This is a genomic window from Exiguobacterium acetylicum DSM 20416 (assembly GCF_000702605.1).
GTDB classification, from domain to species: Bacteria; Bacillota; Bacilli; order Exiguobacteriales; family Exiguobacteriaceae; genus Exiguobacterium_A; species Exiguobacterium_A acetylicum.
Map to the genome: position 1 here is coordinate 2,668,272 of NZ_JNIR01000001.1, position 19,294 is coordinate 2,687,565.

Below are 19,294 nucleotides of genomic sequence, written 5' to 3' on the forward strand. Positions count from 1 at the left end.
AAGTCATCATGCCATTAGTCATCGTAGGAATTGGGATCGTTGCGTTGCTCGTTCTCATCATGGGGTTGAAATTAAATACGTTTGTCTCACTCATCATCGTTTCCTTTGGCGTTGCATTACTGCTCGGCATGCCGCTCGATCAGATCGTCAAGACGATTGAAGCCGGTATCGGCGGAACGCTTGGTCACCTCGCACTAATCTTTGGTCTTGGTGCGATGCTTGGAAAGCTGATCGCTGACGCCGGGGGGGCGCAGCGAATCGCGATGACGCTTGTCGCCCGATTCGGGGAAAAGAACATCCAATGGGCGGTCGTCGTCGCTTCATTCATCATCGGGATCGCACTCTTCTTCGAAGTCGGACTCGTTCTGTTGATTCCAATCGTCTTTGCGATTTCACGTCAGCTCCGCGTCTCGATCCTATATCTCGGGATCCCGATGGTCGCAGCGCTGTCCGTCACGCACGGATTCTTACCGCCACACCCGGGTCCGACTGTCATCGCCGGGGAGTATAAAGCAAATATCGGGGAAGTCTTACTGTATGGTTTCATCGTTGCTGTTCCGACGGTCATCATCGCCGGTCCTATCTTTACAAAAATCGCCAAACGACTCGTTCCTGAATCGTTTACACGGACAGGAAACATCGCGTCACTCGGGGAACAAAAAGAATTTGATTTAGACGAGACACCAGGCTTCGGCATCAGTGTCTTCACGGCGATGCTACCGGTTCTTTTGATGTCGGTCGCAACAATCTTCACGCTTTTACAAGAAACACTCGGCTGGGGTGAAAACAGCGTCATCTCGGCAATCGAGTTCATCGGGAACGCCTCGACGGCGATGTTGATTTCATTACTCGTCGCGGTCTACACGATGGGGATCGCGCGTCAGATTCCGATGCAAACGGTCATGGAGTCTTGTACGACGGCGATCGCCCAAATCGGGATGATGCTATTGATCATCGGCGGTGGCGGTGCCTTCAAGCAAGTCTTGATCGACGGCGGTGTTGGGAAATACGTCGCACAATTATTTGAGGGATCAGCGTTATCTCCGATTCTACTCGCTTGGTTGATCGCTGCGATTCTCCGGATCTCACTTGGTTCCGCGACAGTCGCTGCCCTATCAACGGCAGGTCTCGTCATTCCGTTACTAGAGCAATCCGACGTCAACTTAGCGCTCGTCGTTCTCGCGACTGGTGCAGGTAGTCTGATCGCTTCACACGTCAATGATGCGGGCTTCTGGATGTTTAAAGAGTATTTCGGATTATCATTAAAAGAAACGTTTGCGACATGGACTGTGCTTGAGACGATCATTTCCGTTTGTGGACTTGGGTTCGTTCTTCTCCTCAGCCTCGTCGTCTAAAAAAAGGAGTCGTTCTACTTATGCAACATTCTATCGGAGTCATCGGTCTTGGTGTCATGGGCCGCAACTTAGCACTGAACATGGCGAGTCATCAAGAAGAAGTCGCCATCTATAACTACACACGTGATCTAACAGACGATCTCGTCGCACACGATGAAGGACTACCCCTTCATCCGTATTACGACATTGAAGCATTCGTTCAATCACTCGCTCGCCCACGTAAGATCTTCATGATGGTCACGGCTGGTAGCGCGATTGATTCAGTTATCGAATCGTTACTTCCGCATCTCGAAACAGGCGATATCATCATGGATGGTGGGAACTCTCACTTCCTCGATACAGAGCGTCGTTTCGACGAGTTACAACGCCACGGGATTGAATACATCGGTGTCGGTGTATCGGGTGGTGAAGTCGGTGCGCGGACCGGTCCTGCGATCATGCCGGGTGGATCGAAAGAAGCCTACGACCATGTCGCACCGATCTTGACGAAGATCGCCGCCCATGTCGAAGGAGATCCATGTTGTGTCTATATCGGTCCGAAGGGCGCTGGTCACTTCGTTAAAATGGTCCACAACGGGATTGAGTATGCTGACATGCAACTGATCGCGGAAGCATATAGCTTCCTCCGTTTCCGTCTCGGACTCGACGTCACGGAAGTTGCGGACATATTCGCCGAGTGGAATGCAGGCGAACTGAAGAGTTATCTGATTGAAATCACAGCGGACATCCTCCGGAAAACGGATGACGAGACAGGTCAACCGTTGATTGATGTCATTCTCGATCAGGCCGGTCAAAAAGGAACCGGAAAATGGACGAGCCTGCAAGCAATTGATAATGGCATCGCCTCTTCGATTATCACGGAAGCCTTGTTCGCACGTTACCTCTCGGCTGTTAAAGAAGAACGCGTCGCAGCGTCTGCTGTCCTAAAGGGACCAGAAGACCTGTCAACGCTTGAGCGAGACGCTTGGGTCGAACGGATTCGTCAAGCGCTTTATATGGGGAAAGTTGCCGCATACGCGCAAGGCTTCACCCAGTACCGAATGTCGTCTGAGTTGTATGACTGGAACTTACGCCTTGAGGAGATCGCCTTGATCTTCCGTGGTGGATGTATCATCCGGGCCGACTTCTTGAACGTCATCAGTGAAGCGTTCAAAAATGATGCGAACCTCTCGAACTTGATGCTCGCCCCGTTCTTCGCTGAGAAAGTACAAGCGTATCAAGAATCGTTACGTCACGTCGTTGCTGAGGGTGCTTTGTCTGGTTTCGCTCTACCGTGTCTCTCGACGTCGTTGACGTATTACGATAGCTACCGGACAGCGAATTCGAATGCCAACATGCTGCAAGCACAACGCGATTATTTCGGTGCTCATACGTATGCACGGACAGACCGCGAAGGGATCTTCCACACGGACTGGCAATAAAGAATACAGCTCCCGACTCCTGTTTCATTTAGGAGTCGGGATTTCTTTTTTTGTTCACACAATCTTTCCTGAAATAAGAAATTGCCGATTATACCTTGACAAAAGTGTTGGTCTATATGAAATTAGTATTAGATTAGAATTATTCTAGTGTGATAAATACAGATTCCTTGTATGCACTAGAACAGATTCTAAATATAGAACCCTTGAGGAGGATTTTTATCATGTCTTTAATCGGAAGTGAAGTAAAACCATTCAGCGCATCAGCATTCCACAACGGAGAATTCGTTGACCTAACGGATGCCAACCTTCGCGGTAAATGGAGTGTCGTATGTTTCTACCCTGCAGACTTTACATTCGTTTGCCCGACAGAACTCGAAGATCTCCAAAACCAATACGCAACACTCAAAGCGCTTGACGTTGAAGTTTACTCTGTCTCAACAGATACGCATTTCACACATAAAGCATGGCACGAAACATCAGAAACAATCGGTAAAATCGAGTACGTCATGATCGGCGACCCATCACACGTCATCTCACGTAACTTCGAAGTCTTGAACGAACAAGATGGTCTTGCTGACCGCGGTACGTTCATCATTGATCCAGACGGCGTCATCCAAACGGTTGAGATCAACGCAGGCGGCATTGGTCGTGATGCGAGCACGCTCGTCAACAAAATCAAAGCGGCACAATACGTACGTAACAATCCAGGCGAAGTCTGCCCAGCGAAATGGGAAGAAGGCTCTGCAACACTCACACCAAGCCTTGACCTCGTCGGAAAAATTTAAGGAGCTGATTCGCGATGGCTTTAGCACCAGACATTAAAGCACAACTCGCGCAATACCTCGAGCTTCTCGAAGGCGATCTCGTCCTAGCGGTTAGCGCTGGGACAGACGCCGTCTCGCTTGAGATGAGCGCACTCGTCGAAGAGATTGCAAGCATGACACCACGCATCTCCGTCGAGCAGGCAAGCCTTCCCCGGACACCAAGTTTCACAGTCAACCGTGTCGGTGAGACAAGCGGCATCACGTTCGCGGGAATCCCACTCGGTCATGAGTTCACGTCCCTCGTTCTCGCTCTGCTACAAGTCAGCGGTCGAGCACCGAAGGTCGATGCGGACGTCATCAAGCAGATTCAAGGCATTCAAGAAACGTACCACTTCGAGTCGTACATCAGCTTGAGCTGCCACAACTGCCCGGATGTCGTACAAGCATTGAACGTCATGAGCATCCTCAACCCGAACATCAGTCACACGATGATTGATGGCGCGGCATTTAAGGCAGAAGTCGAACAAAAAGAGATCATGGCTGTTCCGACGGTCTTCGTCAACGGCGAAGCGTTCGGTAACGGACGGATGTCACTTGAAGAAATCTTGGCGAAGCTTGGCACAGGTGCCGATGCTTCTGATTTCGCTGATAAAGATCCATACGATGTCCTCGTCGTCGGTGGTGGTCCAGCTGGATCGAGTGCTGCCATCTATGCAGCCCGTAAAGGCATCCGGACAGGAATCGTCGCAGAACGCTTCGGTGGACAAGTCATGGATACGATGAGCATCGAAAACTTCATCAGCATGAAGTACACAGAAGGACCAAAACTCGTCGCAAGTCTTGAGGAGCACGTCAAGGAATATGGCATCGATGTCATGAACCTGCAACGGGCAACTCGCCTTGAGAAGAAGGACCTCCTTGAGCTCGAGCTTGAGAACGGTGCTGTCTTGAAGACGAAGAGTTTGATCCTTTCGACAGGTGCACGCTGGCGTAACGTCGGCGTCCCAGGCGAACTCGAATTCAAGAACAAAGGTGTCGCCTACTGCCCACACTGTGATGGTCCATTGTTCGAAGGAAAACGTGTCGCAGTCATCGGTGGTGGAAACTCAGGGATCGAAGCAGCTATCGATCTCGCAGGAATCGTCAAGCATGTCACGGTCCTTGAATTCGCACCGGAACTAAAAGCAGACGCTGTTCTTCAAGAACGCCTCGCTTCACTTCCGAACGTCACGGTCGTCGTCAACGCACAGACGAAGGAAATCACAGGAACGGACAAAGTGAACGGTATCACGTACATCGAGCGCGAAACGAACGTCGAACGTCACGTCGAGCTCGAAGGTGTCTTCGTCCAGATCGGTCTCGTACCAAACACGGACTGGCTCGGTGAAACGGTGAGCCGTAACAAGTTCGGTGAAGTCCAAGTCGATCGCCACGGCGCAACGAACGTACCAGGCGTTTTCGCAGCAGGAGACTGCACGGATAGCGCGTATAAACAGATCATCATCTCGATGGGATCTGGTGCAACAGCTGCACTCGGTGCTTTCGATCACTTGATCCGAAATTAAATGAAAAGAGCGGAACTCAGACGAGTTTCGCTCTTTTTCTATTTCAATAGTAGATTTCACCAACGGATGAACAATGAAATTCTTTTGTGATGTGGTGCTTTGTTAAGATGCCTTGCTTCGCGTATGTACCACTGACTGTTACGACCATCGTTTGTCCTGCATCAATTCGGGTACCATCGAATCCTTTCTGTGTCCAAATGCCATCATTGATGGCTTGAGATGTCATCGAAAAGACATCAGAGAACCATTGTCGCTCACTTCGCTCCAAAAGTTCGGTTTCGAAATTCCCTATGATCCGAACTTCTTTTCCACCTTGTGTTCGTTCAAGTGCTCGTTGACCATCTCCATAAATACTTAATTGAACACGCAACGGTTTTAACCGTTTGATTGTCCGTTCCTGAAAACGTTCCGGTGAAACCCAATCCTCATCTGCGAATTGATTTGCTGCAAGCAATGTGACGTCCGCATTTTCATGTGTCCGATTCAGTTCTCGCACGATTTTTTCATATGCTGCGTAATAGCGTTGATGTTGTGTCGTCTGATCCTTTGCCTCCGATGTGACTGGTGATAATGAAGCAAGTATGAGAACGGCTGTCGCGATCTGATATTTCATTGATTTCCCCTTCCTTTCGCTGTTCATTGTACGAAAAAAATGAGGAATAGATTCGAAAACGACAACCGTTTTAGAGATTTTTTCATTCAATACGATATCAATAGATTGTACGCTTCTAGAATTAAGAACAAATGAGGATTGTTCAGTCAATCTGACCCCTATAAATAATTCAAAGTTGACACTTTTGACTAGTCCAGTCATCTGATAGATTGAAGATATCTTAAAATCTATCATAAAGAAGGTTAGCCACATGCAAAAAGCAGCACCGTATTCTAGCACTCGTACCCGCCAGCTCGTCATCACTGCGATGTCGATCGCACTTGTTCTTGTCGCAACAATGTTCATCAATATCAAATTACCCATCGCTCCAAACGGTGGTCTCATTCATATGGGAACAGCGATGCTCTTTCTCATCGCAATTTTATTCGGTCCACGGACAGCATTGATTGCCGGTGCTGTTGGGATGGGGTTATTCGATCTTTTATTGGGCTATACAATTTGGGCACCTGGTACGATCATCGCACGTGGACTTCAAGGATTAATCGTTGGTTACATCGCGTGGTCGGGTGGTCGTAACGGAACGAATGTCACGTTCAACTTGATCGGGATGATCGCTTCCGCTCCTATCATGCTGCTCGTCTACTTCGTGCATGAAGGGATTATGTTCAGCAACTGGGTCGCACCATTAGGTTCAATTACAGGAAACATTATTCAAAACGTCCTCGGAATCCTTGTCGCGATTCCAGTCGGGATCGCACTGAAGAAAACTCGCTTCTTCCGTAACTTCCGCTAAATCAAAAAAACCGTCCGGCTCCTCGTAGAGCCGGACGGTTTTCGTTTAGCGAATCGGTTGACCTTGTTCAAGCTCAAGCGTTTTAGCTGTTTCGGCATGGATCTGTTCGAACAGTTCCGGATGTTCAACAAGTGAGATCCCGTAAGACGGAATCATCTCCTTGATTTTTGCTTCCCACGCCGGTAATTCGGACGGGAAACATTTTCCGAGTACTTCAAGCATGACCGGAACCGCTGTTGAGGCACCTGGAGATGCTCCAAGTAAAGCAGCGACAGATCCGTCGGCTGCACTGACGACCTCTGTCCCGAACTGGAGTGTCCCTTTTCCTTGCGGTGTATCCTTGATGACTTGAACACGTTGACCAGCGACGACGACATCCCAGTCTTCCGTCTTCGCATTCGGGATGAACTCCCGTAATTCGTTCATCCGTTGTTCCGTCGACAAGAGAACTTGTTCGATCAGATACTTTGTTAATCCCATCTCTTTTGCTCCCGCAGCAAGCATCGTCAAGACGTTATTCGGTTTGACGGACGCGATCAAATCAAGATTCGATCCTGTCTTAAGGAACTTCGGTGAAAAGCCAGCGAATGGTCCGAAGAGGAGCGATTTCTTTCCATCGATGTACCGTGTATCCAAGTGCGGTACTGACATCGGCGGTGCTCCGACTTTCGCTTTTCCGTAGACTTTCGCATGGTGTTGTTCAATGATCTCAGGATTTTTACAAACGAGGAACAAGCCGCTGACCGGAAAACCACCAATTTGCTTCGATTCTTCGATGCCTGTTTTTTGCAGCAACGGTAGACTACCGCCGCCACCCCCGATGAAGACGAACTGCGCCGTATGATGCTCGATCCGGTGATCGCGCTCATTCTTCACTTTGACTTCCCAACCACCGTCAACACGCTTCAAATCCTCGACACCGTGCTGGTAGTTGATTGTAACATCGTGCTGTGCGAGATATTCAAACAGGATTCGTGTCAACGCACCAAAGTTGACGTCCGTTCCTGAATCGATTTTTGTCGCAGCGATCGGCTCTGGTGACGTCCGACCGTTCATGATGAGTGGAATCCACTCGGCTAATTTCGCTGGATCCTCTGAATATTCCATTCCCGCAAACAACGGATTTGCTGATAGCGCTTCCAATCGTTTTTTCAGAAATTCGACGTTTTCTGTTCCTTCAACCATGCTCATATGTGGAATCGGCATGATGAATTCTTTCGGATTCGGCAAGACACCTTCCTTGACGAGATGCGACCAGAATTGACGTGACAGTTGGAACTGTTCATTTACTTTGACCGCTTTACTGATATCGATCGAACCATCGGCGTTTTCCGTCGTATAGTTTAGTTCGCATAGTGCGGCGTGACCTGTTCCTGCATTGTTCCACTCATTCGAGCTCTCTTCCCCGGCACTCGCGAGTTTCTCGAATACCTTGATGTTCATCTCAGGCGCGAGTTCTTTTAACAAGACCCCTAACGTCGCGCTCATGACTCCGGCACCAATTAAAATAACGTCTGTTTTTTTAGGCATACTGCTCATGATATCCTTCCTATCCCCGTTGATATTATGGACTACCTGTCATGAAAAACTTCCCCCTCATGACGACAACTTACCTTTCCATTATAACCCTATCATAGCTTGCACAGAAAGGAACTTCTTTTACATTCAGAAATGTGTAAAAGCGATGATTCAGGTAAGTTGATTTTCGTCAGCCGGCACACAATCAGGCATGACTTTGACGAAAAACGGTAATCATATAACGAAAGTAAAAGGAGGAACGCTCATGGCGACACGCTGGATATTCGGCAATCAATTGAATCACGATCTCCCCTTATTGCAGAAAGCAAACAAACAAAACGACGTCATCCTGATGGTCGAAGCGACTTCGCGCTCCAAGTGGAAGACGTACCATAAACAAAAGCTCGTCCTCGTCTTCTCAGCGATGCGACATTTTGCGGAAGAACTGCGCGAAAAAGGCTTCACCGTCGATTACCGGGAAGCCGATTCGTTTGATCAGGCATTCAAGGCACACCAGAAAGATCATGATCCGGATCATATATTCTATACGGCAATCACGGACGAACCGATGCGCAAGGCGATGCAGAAATGGCAGGACGCTTTACCGAAGAAGATCACGGTCGAAGTCTGTTCCGACGTACCATTGTTTTTACTGACACAAGAAGAAGCGGTCGAAGCAATCGGCGACAAGCCATACAAGATGGATCGGTTTTATCGCAAACTGCGTAAGGAACGAAACGTTCTCATGAACGGCTCCAAACCGATTGGTGGAAAGTGGTCGTTTGACGCCGAGAACCGAAAACCAGCGAAGTCCGGTATAACGTTTCCGGATCCCGTTCAGTTTCGTCCCGATCGCATCACAAAGGACGTCATCGACAAGGTCGAGCGTGATTTTTCCAATCATCCGGGAGCACTTGATTCCTTCCATTGGCCGGTCACGCGCAAGGAAGCGACGCGGGCTCTCCATCGTTTCATCGAAGAACGACTCGAGACGTTCGGAACGTATCAAGACGCCATGCTGACCGGTGAAGATACGCTATCGCATTCGCTCTTGTCAGCAGCAATCAATCTTGGTCTATTGACACCGGAAGAGGTCATTCGTCAAGTCGAGGCAGCCCTCGAAGATCAAGATGCTCCGCTCAATGCGGTCGAAGGTTTTATTCGACAAATCCTCGGCTGGCGCGAGTACATGCGTGCCGTCTACCTAGCCGAGATGCCAGACTATGCTTCCGTCAATGCGCTACGTCATGAAGCGAATTTACCGGACTTTTTCTGGACCGGGAAGACGAACATGAACTGTGTCGCTGAATCGTTACGTCCCGTCGTCGAGCATGCCCATAATCACCATATCCAGCGCTTGATGGTGCTCGGAAACTTCGCTAATCTGTTTGCGATCTCGCCGCAACAGACGGCAGATTGGTTCAACGAGATGTACATCGATGCCTATGACTGGGTCGTCTTACCGAACGTCCTCGGGATGGCGCTTCATGCCGACGGAGGAACATTATCGACTAAACCGTACATCGCTTCGGCGAATTACATCCATAAGATGAGTGATTATTGCAAGGGATGTCCTTTTCATCAAAAGGACATGCTCGGAGAGGATGCCTGTCCGTTTAACGCCTTGTACTGGGACTTCATCGACCGGCACGAAAAACGCTTCGCTGATAATCAGCGGATGTCGATGATGTATCGGCAATGGGGAAAACGCGATGCGGACAGCAAACGTGATATTCGAAAGAAAGCGAAAGCACTTCGGAAACAACTACAGGATGGCGCTTTCGATACACCATGAAACAAGCCGCTCGGATTAGATCCGACCGGCTTGTTTTGAATTACGCACTTTTTTGGTCAACTGCTTGTTGTTTCTTTTTTCGGAGATGATACAGTCCGAATAGTCCGAGGAACCAAACCGGTGTCAGCAATAAGGCTGGACGTGTATCGTCAGCAAACAGCATGACGACGAGAATGACTGCAAACAATCCGAGCACGAGGTAATTGACGAATGGTGTCAATGGTGCTTTAAATGTCGACGCCGCATGCAATTCCGGATTTTGTTTCTTGTACCGGAGATGACAGACGAGGATGACACCCCAAACCCAGATGAAGCAGATTGCACTGATCGTCGTGACGATACTAAATGCTTGTCCTGGTAACAGTTTACTGAGCAAAGCACCAACTGAGACGACGATCGTCGAGACGAACAAGGCGTTTGCTGGGACATGGTTTTTGTTCAACTTCGAGAACTTGTTCGACGCTTGCTGTTGATTTCCCAGGTTATACAGAATCCGGCTCGTCGAGAACATTCCGCTATTACACGCAGAAGCAGCAGACGTCAGTACGACGAAGTTGATGATTCCTGCTGCGAGTGGAATCCCGATCAGACTGAACGTCTTGACGAACGGACTTTCTGTCGCACTCAGTCCTGTCCATGGGTTGATCATCAAGAGGACGAGTAAAGCACCGACATAGAAGAATAAGATCCGAAGCGGAATCTTATTGATCGCGGACGGAATGTTCTTTTTTGGATCCGCTGTTTCTGCTGCTGACACCCCAACGAGCTCGACGCCGACATAGGCGAAGACGACCATTTGGAACGATAGCAAGAATCCAGTAATTCCGTTTGGCATCCAGCCACCATGTGACCAGAGGTTTGACACCGTCACAGGACCAGCGTCCGTTTTAAAACCGATGATGAGCAGGACGATTCCGACACCAATCAAGGCGAGGATCGTCACGACCTTGATCAAGGCGAACCAAAACTCGAGTTCTCCGAACAATTTAACGGTCAATAAGTTAAAACCAAGTAAAATCAAGAGCGCAAGAACGGCTGGAATCCATTGCGGGATATCAAACCAATACTTGACGTACAGACCGACGGCGATGATGTCCGCCATTGCCGTCATGATCCAACAGAACCAGTACGTCCAACCGGTCACGAACGCGGCACGTGGTCCGAGATAATCTTCTGCGATATCCGTGAGTGACTGATAGCCTGCTTTTGACAATAACAATTCCCCAAGTGCGCGCATGACGAAGAAGATTGCGATCCCGACGAGTAAGTAAGCAAAAATGATCGATGGGCCGGCGAGTTGGATCGCTTTTCCTGATCCTAAAAACAAGCCCGTTCCGATCGTTCCACCAATGGCAATCAACTGTACATGACGATTCGATAAATCCCGCTTTAATCCTTGCTGTTCCAAACCTGAACTCCTCCTTATGATGGCTTCTCTACGCTTCAGACCGTTCTGTCGGTCCTGAAAAAGAAAAAAAAGAGACTGGACGAATGTCCAATCTCAACAAAATCAAAGGAATAACCCATACACGCCACTACGACATTCCATGAATGCCCGTCGCTGCATGTGATTACTCTTCTGTCCGTTTGCCTGAGATTGTGAACCCTTCGGCGCCGTGTCGACACGGTCTCTCCAGAAGCTGCTCCTGCCATAGTGTGACCCATGACAATCATAGCTTTCTCTCTATTTGATTATCCGATGCGTCGCTGCATCGATGAATTGTTTCTAATTCTAGTAATCTCGACAGCTTTTGTCAACGTCTTTTTCAAAATGATTTTTCAATTCATGAAAAGGACTTTACCATCTTTTCCAGAAATCATACAGCACTACTTCATCATGAAAGGAAAGATGATACATGTCGACGATTTACTTGATTCGCCACTGCGAAACGACCGGTCAGGCACCTGATGCTCCATTAACACCTCGCGGAGAAGAACAGGCGCAACAACTTTGCGAACAACTACTTGAGCTTCCGATCAGTCACATCATTTCCAGTCCATATCGCCGAGCGCTCGACTCGATTCAACCACTTGCGACTGCTTTACAACTCCCCATTTCACGAGAGAAGGATCTGAAGGAACGACGTTTAAGTGCCGTCCCACTTGAGGATTGGCAGGACCACCTTCGTCAAACATTCATCGATCCAGACTACACGTGTCCTGGTGGTGAATCCAGCCGGACAGCGACGGAACGTATCACACGTGTCGTTGAAGAAATCTTGCAGCAAAATGATGTATCGATCCTCGTGACACACGGGAATTTGTTGTCTTTATATCTATATTCGATCGACCCTACGTTTGGATTCGAAGAAAGTTTACAGCTGAAGAATCCGGATATTTTTAAGGTGACACGCATCCAGCAACAAACAGTCATCGAGCACTTGGAAGCTTTTTGAAAATCTATTCTTTTTAGGCATATGAATTGATAGAATCTATTCTTTTTACTTATGAAAAGCATAAGAACTATCTATTTTACTTCCCTTCGGAACGGCTTTATATTGAATGAATTGATAATAAAGTTAAGTAGTTTTCGATTCATGTATGAAGCGGAACTTCAGAAAAGAAGGGATTTTTATGTCTACCACAAAAAAAGGCTATTTCATGATGATCGTCCTCTGGTTCGCCTATGCGACCTTCGCCATGAACTGGGTCGCCGGTTCGTCGTTGACGCCGCAAATCACGGCGCATTTCTTCGGCAATCAGACCGTTGACCCCCTCATCTCACAACTCGTCAACTATTCGATTACGACGGCACGTGTCTTCGCCAACATTCTCGCCGCGCTCATCTTAATGAAGCTCGGTCCGAAAAAAGCACCGTTACTCGCACTGTTGTTCTTAATGATGTCGATTGTCGCCATCTATCTGCCGAACTACTGGGCATATACGGTCGCTCGCATGGTCATGGGACTTGGTGGTTCAATGGTCATCGTCTACATGAACCCAGTCGTGACACGTTACATTCAGGATCCAGCTGAAAAGTTACGGATCAACGCCTTCAACACTGTCTCCTATAACGTCGGTGCATTCGTCGTGTCACTCTTGTTCACACTATTCGCTGATCAATTCGTCAGTGACTGGAAACTGACGTTGACGATCTTCGCGAGTCTGACAGCGATTCTCTTCTTCGCATGGTGGATCGGTAGTGAGTCGTTCGAGTTGAACGATGCTGCGGACGCGGACGAAACGCCTTACGGTTATGGAGATGCTGTCCGCGATCCGTTCCTCTGGAAATATGCGGTTGCCTTCGGCGGTTTCTTGACGCTCTATATCTTATCGCTCGTCGGCTTGAAACCTGTGTTCGATACGTATACGCAGTTGAACGGTTCGCTCGTCAACCTGTTGGTCTCAGGTGCCGGAATCGTCGGAACGTTCGTCGGTCTACGGATCGGTAACAAAGGAACACCTCGTAAACCGATTCTGTTGATCAGCGGGACGGTCATGATCGCGAGTTTCCTCGTCACCGTCTTGTTCGGAAACATCTCGCCACTCGTTTCGTATGTCTTTGCGTTCATTTCCGGATTTGCGATGTACATCCAGTATCCGATCTTCATGAACTTGGCACACGAACGAAAAGGGATGACACCGCAAAAGATTACCGTCTTATTCGGTCTCTTCTGGGCGATTGCTTATGCGACGCAGACGATCTTTACGATCATTTGGAGTTACGCACTCGGACATGCGGGATATACGGTCTCGATGATCGTCTTCTTCCTCTGCTGTTCCGTGTATCTATTCTTCACGTTCTTCTTACCAGAAACAAAACCAAAACGGACGGATGCACTTCGAAAATCCGCTTAATCAAGCAACAAGCCCTTCCGAATCACCGGAAGGGCTTGTTTTTATGCCTCGTTATGCGCGCCGTAACTGTGGCGAAGGGCAAATAACAGTCGAATCAATGATTCATGATACCCGATGAACCATCCTTCTTCGATCCCGTTGACGATCGCTTCTTCTGTCATCCAGGCGACGCGCTGAACTTCTTCTTCCTGTAGTCTCAGCGTCGTCAAATCCACTTCCTGCTCGACGAGATAATAATCATCAAAACCGATTTCAAACGGAATCGTCAGATGGGGACGGATGCCTGTGAAATCGATATCGAGTCCAAGCTCTTCCGACAGTTCCCGTTGTGCTGCCATCTGACTCGTATCCCCGCTGACTGCACTGCCTCCGACCGTCACATCCCACATGTTCGGCCAACCAGATTTGAACGGTTGCCGTTGTTGGACGAGCATCTCTCCTTTGGCGTTAAAGACACAGACGTGAATCGTCATGTGATAATCGCCGGCTGTATGTGGCGTCCCCCGTGTCCAGAGCCGTCCTGTTTTCTTGCGATCGGCTGTGTATACATCCCATTGCTCCATCTTGCATCATTCCCCTTTTTAATTGATGAAAGACGAGTTGTTTGAACTTTCCTCCGCCTTGACGCAATCAATCGCGACGACAAGGGCAATCAGCAATTCTTCCATCGCTTCATCTTCGACTTCAATCATGTACTGATCGGTCCAAGAAATCCATTTTTTCTGAACACGTCCAATTCGTTGCCCTTGTTGTAGGACTTCAAAATCAACATCCCACCAGTCGCCCGTCACTTCGAACTGATCCGAGTTGATCGTATAACGGTCCTTGAAGAAGGTAAGTTCTTTAATGATTTCAAATGATTGTCCTGCTGCTTCGACATAAAAGACAGGGCGGAAACTAAACGTCTTTTTCGTAATTTCCGCGACTTCTTCTCCATCTCGGTTCGTCACGCTGAACGTCTTCGGTAGTTTCAAGAAACTCCCCTCGATGTGATACGCATCGTGTCCCGCTTCGTCCTGAATCGCAAATCGTCCACGTAAACTGAAGGCTTTTTGTTTCATATAGAGTGTATGCATCCCGGTCTCCTCCTTTAATGTATAGTTTCATTTACGCGATCATCGACTGAAAAGATTCAATATCTGGAAACTACCTCCGTCGAGCTTTCTGTTATTTCCGTCATTCCCTCCTGCATCTAGTGAATCACATCCCTTACTTGCACTTTTTAGCCAGAGCGCTTAAAGTGTATAGTTGATGAAATTCTTTAACCACACATGTGCATTACCTTAAGGAAAGGGTTTAATATACTATGAAAAAGAACTTTTGGCAGGACCTCCCACGACCATTTTTCGTCTTAGCACCGATGGAAGACGTCACCGATGTCGTCTTCCGTCACGTCGTCGCAAAAGCAGCGCGTCCGGACGTGTTCTTCACGGAATTTACGAATACAGAAAGCTATTGTCATCCGAAAGGCAAACAGAGCGTTCGCGGACGTCTCGAGTTCACGGAAGATGAACAACCAATGGTTGCTCACATTTGGGGCGACAAACCGGAATATTTCCGCGAAATGAGCATCGGCATGGCAGAGATGGGCTTTAGCGGAATCGACATCAACATGGGCTGTCCCGTCCATAACGTCGCTGTTAACGGAAAAGGCTCCGGCTTGATCAATCGTCCGGAAGTCGCAGCTGAACTGATTCAAGCTGCAAAAGCGGGCGGTCTTCCAGTCAGCGTCAAAACGCGTCTCGGCTACACGAAGGTCGAAGAGTGGCACGATTGGTTGCGCCACATCCTCGAGCAAGATATTGCGAACCTCTCGATTCACCTCCGGACACGTAAAGAGATGAGCGCCGTTCCAGCGCACTTCGAATTGATTCCGGAAATCAAGAAGTTACGCGATGAAATCGCACCACAGACGTTACTGACGATCAATGGGGACATCAACGATCGCCAACACGGTCTTGAACTCGTCGAGAAATACGGTGTCGATGGTGTCATGATCGGTCGCGGGATCTTCCACAACCCGTTTGCATTCGAAGTCGAGAAAAAAGAACATTCGAGCCAAGAACTCCTCGATTTGTTACGTCTACAGCTCGATCTGCACGATCATTACTCGGCTCAATTCGAACCCCGTCTCTTCAAACCATTACGCCGGTTCTTCAAGATTTACGTCCGCGGGTTCCGCGGTGCGAGTGAACTGCGGGTCAAATTGATGGAGACGAACTCAACGGACGAAGTGCGTGCTTTACTCGACGCCTTCGTTGAAGAAGAAGGCATTCACGAGGTCAACTCGTTTTCAATCTAACAACAAAGCACGCCTCCTCGTATTGAGGAAGCGTGCTTTTTCGTGTCACCAGTGTTCGACGGTTTGCCGCGTATCTGCGCACCACTGTTCAAAGTCAGACTGATGCGTCAGCGACAGGAAACGTCGTTTGCCGAGTCGCCGATCGAGACGTGCGATGCCACGGATGAAAGGGTGTGGATGAACGAGCGCTTGTTCAAACGCAAGGTTTGGGTACTGCAACAAGTCCTGTTGCATCTCGTAGTTCGCTACGTATCCGTCCTGTTCGACCTGTCGTTCGATCTCAGCGGATAACGCATGCGACTGCTTCAACCAGTCGGACTGCCATAATTCTCGGAAGGATGTTTCTGGTTTATCCGGTAACTGTGCAGCTTGTAATGCATAACGCCGCTCGACTTCTCGCTCGAAGTGAAAGTCGTCTGCTCCGAGAATCTCTTCTCCGTCAAACGTCACCCAGACGCGACTAGGACTATCTTGAATCCGGTAGGCAGCTGCATGAAAAGCAATCCGTCCCTGTAACGACGGGGCGAGCAGTTGCTCGACCCGTTTTTTGATGATGGAAAACTGCAAGCGATCCGTCCTTTCCGTCCGACTAATGTGATTAGCCGTTCTTCATATGAAACGATTCCGCAAGCGTGAACGTCAACTCTTTTAACTCCAGACCACCGAGTGCAAAGTAGAGTTTTAAATAGTTGTGCGGATTGAAGACGAAGACGTCCTTCGTCTGGCTGACCCATTCACCGTTCGTTCCGTTGAAGGTGAAGGTCGCGACCGGCATGTTGTTCGCAAATAGTGTCACCGGCATCTGTGCCAGTTCGCCGGCATTCGAACGTGCCGTCAACGTGACCTGGTACATTCCTGTCTCTTCCGCCGTGACAGCGAAGACGTGACTGCTTCCTGTCGTCGTCACGACGTCCGTTAACGGGAAGGCATCTCCGCTGACGAGACGTTGGTGCGAGACAGCTTGATCTTCGAGTGTCTCTTCTTCGACCGGTGCCCCGAGGACATCAATCGATGTTGCTGTTCCCATCACACGGTCCATGACTGGTGAACGCAACAGGAACTGACAGATGTTCGCGGCACTGCGCAGTAACTCGGAACGTCGAAGTGTTCCGTCGGCGAGAGCCGTCAACGTATCATCCTCGAATGGATTCGTTCCCGGTTCACCGACGACCATGTAGAGATCGTTTTGCGAACGGACCATCGTCGCCGTTTGTTGACGGTTTGCTTCCAAACCTTCGGCGTTGATTTTCGCCCACCAATCAGTCATGACGATCCCTTCAAAGCCCCACTCATCGCGCAAGATGCGTGTGTTCTGATCGTACAAGCCGGCAGTCCAGATCCCATTGACGGCACCATACGTCGTCATGATCGAGTAGGCTTTCCCGTCTTTGACGGCCATCTCGAACCCTTTCAGGTACAACTCACGCAACGCCCGTTCTGACACAATCGAATCCAGATCATGCCGGTGGAATTCTTGGTTGTTGGCACTGAAGTGTTTCAACGTTCCTGTCACACCAACCCGATGCATCCCGTCGAGTTGTGCCACTGCCATTTTTCCAGTCAGATACGAATCTTCCGAGAAATACTCGAAGTTCCGTCCGTTGAGTGGATGACGATGGAGGTTCATCCCAGGTCCAAGCAACGTATCAATCTCGTTCTTTCGTAACTCAAGACCTGTCATCTCAAATAGATCGGCGATCAACGTCGTGTTGAACGTCGAGGCAAGCAACGTTCCGTTCGGTAACGAGAAGGCTTTCGTTCCGATGTCCATCCGGATCCCAGACGGACCATCTGCGCAACAGCCTGCTGGAATGCCAAGTGCTTCGAGTTCTGTCGTCACGCCACCAAAAGCGCCCGCTGTTCCTGGTGTGACGCGCGGTGAGTTCATCCCTTCCCCCCGAACGATTGCTGCAAGATCCGTATCCGTCAATTGATCGAGGAACGTCTCGAGCGTGACGCGCTCTTCTTTGACGTCGCGTAACTTCCAACCGGCATCTTCTGTCTGCGTCTGTTCAACGGGACGCTCCTGTTGACGACGTTGTTCCGGATCGATCGTCCGCATTGGTGTTGCTTCATATGTCACTGTATATCCCGTTTCGGTCGCTTGCGGTTTGATGCGTTCAAACGCCGTCACCGGTGCCATGTTCTCGGTTAAGACATCCGTGACGTCAAGCGTCTCGACGGAATGGCTCACAACTGGAACCGCCGACCGGACGTCCGTTCCGAGATACAGCTGATACGCGCCAGGTTCGACAACATAAGAAGATTTATGCCCGGTGACGCCACTATCGTCATAACTCGCAAACGAGGCGAACGGTACGATGAGTGTGAGAGACTCTTGTTCGCCTGGTGCGAGTTCTTTTGTCTTGCCGAACGTAACGAGTTGACGCGTCGGGTTCCCGAGTTGTCCTTGTGGTTTCTCAAGGTATCCTTGTACGACTTCCTTCCCGCTCATCTGCCCGGTATTCGTCACTGTCGCTGTAACCACCCAGGCGTCTGCTGACGTCGTCACGTCTGTCGTAAGGTTGAACGACGTATACGATAATCCATACCCGAACGGATACAAGACCGCTTCCGGTGCGAACGTCTCGAAGTAACGGTACCCGACATAGATGTCTTCTTGATACAACGCGCGATCGGCATGACCGAAGTATGGTGTCGACGGATAATCATCGAGTGAATGAACGATCGTATCCGGTAGTTTCCCAGACGGCGAGACGCGGCCGAGCAAGAGATCACTCAGTCCAGTTCCGCCTTCCATTCCTCCTTGCCACGCGTAGAGAATAGCACTTGGCGCCGTCTCTTCGACCCAGCGCATATCGATGATGTTCCCGACGTTCAAGACGACGACAGTTTGTTTGAAGTGTGTCGTCACGAGTCGGAGCATCTCCCGTTCCGTCTCCGTTAAAAAATAACTCCCTGGATCCGCTGTATTGTCGCGGTCTTCCCCAGCCGTACGACCAATCATGATCAAGGCAACATCGGAGTCAAGCGCTGCTTGCTGAACGAGTGTCGCGTCAAGCGGCATCTCTTCTTGCGACCACGGCTCGGCTGCCCAGCCTTCACCTTGGTCAAACGGATGGTCTTCAAGCCACGTCTCGTACGCCTTGAGGACGTCTGCATTCAGCGTTACGTCTTCGCGTAGCATATCGAGCGGACTGACGACGTTCGTGACGTTGACCATTCCGCCTGATCCCGTACCGCTTTTATAGTAGTTGAACTGATTACGTCCGAAGACAGCGACCGTCGATGCGGGTTGTAACGGGAGCACACCATCATTTTGTAAGAGGACCGCCCCTTCCGCGACGGTTTGTCGAGCGAGTTTTGTATAGGCTTGCCAATCGAGCGTGTATGTCATGCGTCATCCACC

16 protein-coding genes and 1 riboswitch are annotated in these 19,294 nt (G+C 49.5%); of the genes, 9 read left to right on the top strand and 7 right to left on the bottom strand.

Annotated features, from left to right (window positions below; genetic code table 11):
* Nucleotides 1-8: 8 nt before the first annotated feature.
* The 4 genes from P401_RS0114095 to ahpF all read left to right on the top strand — a co-directional run bounded on the left by P401_RS0114095 (nucleotide 9) and on the right by ahpF (nucleotide 5,105).
* The gene (locus tag P401_RS0114095; protein WP_029342995.1) at nucleotides 9-1,355 is read left to right on the top strand and encodes a GntP family permease; all 1,347 of its coding nucleotides are present in this window, start codon (nucleotides 9-11) and stop codon (nucleotides 1,353-1,355) included.
* A gap of 20 nt (nucleotides 1,356-1,375) precedes the next feature.
* A complete protein-coding gene (gene gnd, locus P401_RS0114100; protein ID WP_029342996.1) occupies nucleotides 1,376-2,776 on the top strand; it encodes a decarboxylating NADP(+)-dependent phosphogluconate dehydrogenase in 1,401 nt (466 codons plus the stop codon).
* A gap of 221 nt (nucleotides 2,777-2,997) precedes the next feature.
* Nucleotides 2,998-3,561: an alkyl hydroperoxide reductase subunit C gene (ahpC, locus tag P401_RS0114105; RefSeq protein ID WP_012371860.1), complete on the top strand. Its 564-nt coding sequence runs from the start codon at nucleotides 2,998-3,000 to the stop codon at nucleotides 3,559-3,561.
* A gap of 14 nt (nucleotides 3,562-3,575) precedes the next feature.
* Nucleotides 3,576-5,105, top strand: coding sequence for an alkyl hydroperoxide reductase subunit F (gene ahpF, locus P401_RS0114110; RefSeq protein WP_029342997.1), 1,530 nt, complete (start codon nucleotides 3,576-3,578; stop codon nucleotides 5,103-5,105).
* 43 nt (nucleotides 5,106-5,148) lie between these two features.
* Here ahpF and P401_RS0114115 read toward each other — a convergent pair whose 3' ends face one another.
* Nucleotides 5,149-5,718 carry a hypothetical protein gene (locus P401_RS0114115; protein ID WP_029342998.1) on the bottom strand — a complete coding sequence of 190 codons (570 nt, stop codon included), beginning with the start codon at nucleotides 5,716-5,718 and terminating at the stop codon, nucleotides 5,149-5,151.
* Nucleotides 5,719-5,968: 250 nt separating this feature from the next.
* Between P401_RS0114115 and P401_RS0114120 the strand changes: the two genes are divergently transcribed.
* Entirely contained in the window at nucleotides 5,969-6,511 is a 543-nt protein-coding gene (locus P401_RS0114120; RefSeq protein WP_029342999.1) for an ECF transporter S component, read from the top strand.
* 45 nt (nucleotides 6,512-6,556) lie between these two features.
* Here the strand turns inward: P401_RS0114120 and P401_RS0114125 are convergent, their stop codons facing one another.
* Nucleotides 6,557-8,050, bottom strand: coding sequence for a malate:quinone oxidoreductase (locus tag P401_RS0114125; protein ID WP_029343000.1), 1,494 nt, complete (start codon nucleotides 8,048-8,050; stop codon nucleotides 6,557-6,559).
* A gap of 244 nt (nucleotides 8,051-8,294) precedes the next feature.
* On the opposite strand from P401_RS0114125, the gene P401_RS0114130 reads away from it, so the two are divergent.
* Complete coding sequence (locus tag P401_RS0114130) at nucleotides 8,295-9,824, top strand: cryptochrome/photolyase family protein (RefSeq protein WP_034786155.1); 1,530 nt, start codon at nucleotides 8,295-8,297, stop codon at nucleotides 9,822-9,824.
* Between the two features lie 40 nt (nucleotides 9,825-9,864).
* On the opposite strand, the gene P401_RS0114135 is transcribed toward P401_RS0114130, so the two are convergent.
* Nucleotides 9,865-11,232 carry an amino acid permease gene (locus tag P401_RS0114135; protein ID WP_029343002.1) on the bottom strand — a complete coding sequence of 456 codons (1,368 nt, stop codon included), beginning with the start codon at nucleotides 11,230-11,232 and terminating at the stop codon, nucleotides 9,865-9,867.
* 161 nt (nucleotides 11,233-11,393) lie between these two features.
* A riboswitch (glycine riboswitch) is annotated at nucleotides 11,394-11,471 on the bottom strand.
* 209 nt (nucleotides 11,472-11,680) lie between these two features.
* On the opposite strand from P401_RS0114135, the gene P401_RS0114140 reads away from it, so the two are divergent.
* Nucleotides 11,681-12,220, top strand: a complete 540-nt coding sequence (locus tag P401_RS0114140; RefSeq protein WP_029343003.1) for a histidine phosphatase family protein — start codon at nucleotides 11,681-11,683, stop codon at nucleotides 12,218-12,220.
* A 178-nt stretch (nucleotides 12,221-12,398) separates the two neighbouring features.
* A complete protein-coding gene (locus tag P401_RS0114145) occupies nucleotides 12,399-13,622 on the top strand; it encodes an MFS transporter (RefSeq protein WP_029343004.1) in 1,224 nt (407 codons plus the stop codon).
* 41 nt (nucleotides 13,623-13,663) lie between these two features.
* On the opposite strand, the gene P401_RS0114150 is transcribed toward P401_RS0114145, so the two are convergent.
* Together P401_RS0114150 and P401_RS0114155 are read right to left on the bottom strand one after the other, a co-directional pair.
* Nucleotides 13,664-14,185 carry an NUDIX hydrolase gene (locus P401_RS0114150; protein ID WP_029343005.1) on the bottom strand — a complete coding sequence of 174 codons (522 nt, stop codon included), beginning with the start codon at nucleotides 14,183-14,185 and terminating at the stop codon, nucleotides 13,664-13,666.
* Between the two features lie 18 nt (nucleotides 14,186-14,203).
* Nucleotides 14,204-14,698, bottom strand: a complete 495-nt coding sequence (locus P401_RS0114155; RefSeq protein WP_029343006.1) for an LURP-one-related/scramblase family protein — start codon at nucleotides 14,696-14,698, stop codon at nucleotides 14,204-14,206.
* Nucleotides 14,699-14,928: 230 nt separating this feature from the next.
* Here P401_RS0114155 and P401_RS0114160 point away from each other — a divergent pair, with 230 nt between their 5' ends.
* On the top strand, nucleotides 14,929-15,924 hold the full coding sequence (locus P401_RS0114160) for a tRNA dihydrouridine synthase (protein WP_029343007.1): 996 nt from the start codon (nucleotides 14,929-14,931) through the stop codon (nucleotides 15,922-15,924).
* A gap of 45 nt (nucleotides 15,925-15,969) precedes the next feature.
* Here P401_RS0114160 and P401_RS0114165 read toward each other — a convergent pair whose 3' ends face one another.
* Together P401_RS0114165 and P401_RS0114170 are read right to left on the bottom strand one after the other, a co-directional pair.
* Entirely contained in the window at nucleotides 15,970-16,491 is a 522-nt protein-coding gene (locus P401_RS0114165) for an SF0329 family protein (RefSeq protein ID WP_029343008.1), read from the bottom strand.
* A 31-nt stretch (nucleotides 16,492-16,522) separates the two neighbouring features.
* Nucleotides 16,523-19,282, bottom strand: coding sequence for a glycoside hydrolase family 3 protein (locus P401_RS0114170; protein WP_029343009.1), 2,760 nt, complete (start codon nucleotides 19,280-19,282; stop codon nucleotides 16,523-16,525).
* Nucleotides 19,283-19,294 lie beyond the last annotated feature (12 nt).